Source organism: Pseudogracilibacillus amylolyticus (SeqCode) (assembly GCF_051918545.1).
Classification (GTDB): Bacteria; Bacillota; Bacilli; order Bacillales; family Amphibacillaceae; genus Pseudogracilibacillus.
In genome coordinates, this window is the sequence record NZ_JBPPZG010000024.1 from 1 (window position 1) to 1,563 (window position 1,563).

Consider the following 1,563-nt stretch of genomic DNA (forward strand, 5'->3'; position numbering starts at 1 on the left):
ATAATTCCCCCTAGTTTAATTATATTATACTAAACTAGGAAATCTCTCTATTTAGGTTGTCCGATTATTATTCTAGCACTACTTCATCTATTACTTGTTCAGATACTGAATTTGGCAGCCTATTTTCACCAGCATTTTTTATGAAAGATGCTCCATTTTGAATAATCCCCAAACGTATGGATTCATAGGTCGCTTTATCAATATTGTTATTTCTGTAATCCTCTTTCGCTTGCTTTAAATAGGATTTCGATTGGTCATCCAGATTCTCAATCTTTTCTTCTTCTGCCTTCCTTTTATCCTCATTATAATCTTTCAACTTCACCAACTCACTCATTTGGGATGCCCCTTCAAAATCCGCAAACCGCGCTTTCCCTTCGCTTGTTTTGGCATTATTCATTACTGCTTCAATCTGATTCATGACCTGTTTCACATCGGTTTCGTCGCCTACACCATTGAACGAGGATAAATCTTCATCCAGCTCTGTAATTTTTTTGACCGCCTTCTTTTTCCATTCGGCTACATCCGTAAAAGACGGGGGAGTAGCGGAAGAAATATCATTCACTTTTCCGATTATATCATGGATGATTTCGTCCTGCTTCTTCAAATCCTCAAATATTTCATTAATATCTTTCTTGACATCCTTCAAATAATTGCTCTTAATGATGGCAGAATCGCTGCTATCGACATCGGATTCGAATGTATCGATATGCTGCTCCAAATTTTCTTCAAGGTCATCAAACAATCCTTTAAATGAATCCAATAATGTTAAATGCAGTTCGCCAAAATATTGTTTCGCTTCCTTTGCCGCTTTTCCAGAAAAGGAATCCATGCCATTAATCGTTTCAATATTTTCTATTACCTTGTCTAACTGAGACTGAAAATCGGCGGAAGCTTCCTGCAGATCTTTTGAAAAATCGTTTACCTCGGACATATCCACTTTATTCGCCATTTAGAATACCCCCCTGTTTACTTGTCTTTTCTATTTTAAGTGAATGGCCAATAGATTGCCAGTTAACTTATGATTAAAATCGTTCATTGCATCTTTTGTATATATGTAACTGATCGTTGAAAATCTATTACGATCTCTCCAGTTTATTTCGGCTATATTGCTACTGTTTGGGGTACTCATTCCGATTCATTTTAAACACAACATCCCCTACAACATCCTCGAAATCACTCGCATGGTTCGTTTGTTTGATGAACTTCGCATTATCTTCATCCTTTTTATTGTCAAACACAACATAATAGTTCCCGCCTTTCATTTTTAGACCGAAGTACCTTACCTCATTAATAAATCCCGATTTCGTCTGGTTAAATTCATACTTATCTTCATGATCACTTCCATCCCTGACTGTTAATTCTTTGTCCTCTGAAAAATTAACCTTAACTTCACCTTCGCTTGATAATGCATACCATTCGCCAGCATATTTATCTGATGGTTTGCAAGCAGTTAATAATAGAATTAAACCAAGTAAGATAGCAATCTATTTAAGAGAAATACCCATGTACACACAACTCCGTTCATAAAAAAATAAATGTTACCCAATAATTGATGACGTCATT

1 protein-coding gene is annotated in these 1,563 nt (G+C 35.9%); it reads right to left on the reverse strand.

Features of this window, described 5'->3' with window-relative positions; genetic code table 11:
• Window positions 1-67 precede the first annotated feature (67 nt).
• Entirely contained in the window at window positions 68-949 is an 882-nt protein-coding gene (locus tag ACPYKA_RS04550; RefSeq protein ID WP_479541198.1) for a T7SS effector LXG polymorphic toxin, read from the reverse strand.
• Between the last annotated feature and the right edge of the window lie 614 nt (window positions 950-1,563).